We start from the raw sequence: 2242 nt of genomic DNA, 5'->3' as shown, positions 1-2242 counted from the left end.
TACAAGTCCTGGGAGCGGGTCTTCTTGCCAATCTCGGGGCCGTTTGGGCACAGCTGCCCGGCTCCCAGCCTCCGGTTCGGCCCGTGCCGCCACGCCCGTTTCCACTTCCACCGCGTCCCACGCCGATGATCACGGTTTCGTCGGTGACGCTCAATGCGGACATTAAAGACGGGATCGCCACAGTGGAGGTATCGCATGTCTTTAAGAACGCTGCCACGGTGCAGGGCGAGGCGGACTTTGTCTTCCCGATCCCCAGCGGCGCGACCGTGCGAGACTTTGCCATGTACGATGGCGAGCAGAAGTTCGAGGCGCGGGTTCTGGGTAAAGACGAGGCCACAAAAATCTACGAGGAGATTGTTCGGCAGCGGCGCGACCCGGCGCTGCTGAGCTATGTGGGACAGGGTCTCTTGCGAGCACGCGTCTTCCCGATTCCCGCAGGCGGCGAGCGGCGCGTGACTCTCAAGCTGGTCTCGGTGCTCCCACGCGAGGGCGATGCCAAGAAGTTTGTCTGGGCGCTGGCGGGGCCGCACCTGCCGGGGGGAATGCAGCCCGCGTTTGTGAGCATCCGCGTGGTTGCCAGCAATACGGGGAGCCTCTACTCCCCCACCCACAATGTGACGATCAAGCGTCTTGACGACGGCACGGGCCGCGTCTCCGCGGAGTGGTCGTCCACCAAGAACGAGGGGGCGCTGGCGGAGCACCCCGAGCTGGCGCTCTATGTGGGGGCAAAAGACACCAACGCCGTCGCGCTCTCGCTACTCAGCTACAACACGGCGCTGCCCCAGGTGGCCAGTATCGGTGGTGGGCTGCACCAGAGCGGCTACTTCATGGTAGTCGCCAGCCCCAATATCCCCAAGACCGCGCTCAAGGATCTGCCGCCACGGCGCGTCGTGCTCGTGATGGATCGCTCCGGCTCGATGCAGGGCAAGAAGATCGAGCAGGCACGTAGCGCCTTAAAGTTCGCCGTGGGCAAGCTGCGCCCTCAGGACAGCTTCAATATCCTCACGTTCTCCGATGCCGTCACCAAGTTCTCGCCAGAGCCGACTCTGGCAACGCCCGATAACCTCAAGCGTGCCGCCGCCTTTGTGGATGAGATTGTCGCGGATGGAGGCACCAATATCAACGATGCGCTTACCGATGGCCTCAAGCAGTTCCCGGAGAAAAGTAGCGGGAATCGCTTGCTGTTCTTCACCGATGGGCTACCAACCGTGGGGACGCGCGACCATGCGACGATTCTTAGCAATGCCGTGAGTGCCGCGCAGAAACGTGCCCGGTGCTTTGTCTTTGGGGTCGGCTACGATGTGGATGTCCCGTTTCTGGACCGCGTCGGCAGCAAGCTCAGCGGCGATGCGGACTATGTCCGCCCCGACGAGGACATCGAGATCAAGACCAGCCAGTTTGTGGCCAAGACGAGCACGGCGGTGCTGGAGAACCTCAAGCTAAAAGTGACGGGTGCGGGTGCGGGCGAGATCTACCCCAAACCCGATGAGCTTCCCGATCTCTTTGAGGGCAGTCAGCTTGTCTTAGTGGGACGCTACGGGGTGGGCTCGGGCATGTCCGTGACCCTCACGGGCGATGTTCTAGGCAAGCCCCAGAGCTTCGCGCTCGATGCCAAGCTCGCCGCCGTCTCCACGGAGGCCAATTTCCTACCGCGCCTCTGGGCCAGCCGAAAGATCGGGTATCTGCTCGATGAGATTCGCGATGAGAAAGACCCGGCGCGTCGCAAAGAGATCGAGGAGCAGATCATCGGGCTCTCAAAAGAATTTGGCGTCCTCACCCCCTACACCGCGATGTTCGTCCCTGAACCCGGAACCGCAGATCGGCCTTTTGTGACGAGGGAGCTTCGGTCAAGCGCAGGCGGTTCTGCTGGTGGCTTGGGCGGCGGTGCTGGCGGCATCGGGGAGCTTTTCAAACAGCAATCACGGTCGGTCACGACGGGCGAGAGCGCGGTGAACCTCAGCCAGAGCGCACGGGGCGGGCGGGCGCAGAACCAGGCGGGGAACCTGGCCGCCATCACGTCCCAGAGTGGCGCGGATAAGAAACTCGCCGAGGCGCAGGCGCGCCAGATCCAGTACTCGGGCAACCGCGCGTTCTACCAGCGCGGGGCAAACTGGGAGGACGGTACCTACGATCCCAAGAAGCAGACCGAGCTAGTCAAGATCAAGCTCTACTCCGATGCCTACTTCGCGCTCGTGCGGCGCAGCGGCGACTGGGCCAAGTGGGCCGCCGTCGGGGAGAACGT

At 63.2% G+C, this 2242-nt stretch carries 1 protein-coding gene; it reads left to right on the top strand.

The window, feature by feature from the left end:
• A partial coding sequence (locus RMO15_RS31425; protein ID WP_309722669.1) for a VIT domain-containing protein occupies positions 1-2242 on the top strand: 2242 nt, incomplete at both ends.

It is taken from the genome of Armatimonas sp., from assembly GCF_031410135.1.
Taxonomy (GTDB): Bacteria; Armatimonadota; Armatimonadia; order Armatimonadales; family Armatimonadaceae; genus Armatimonas.
This window is presented reverse-complemented; position numbering and strand designations above follow the sequence as displayed.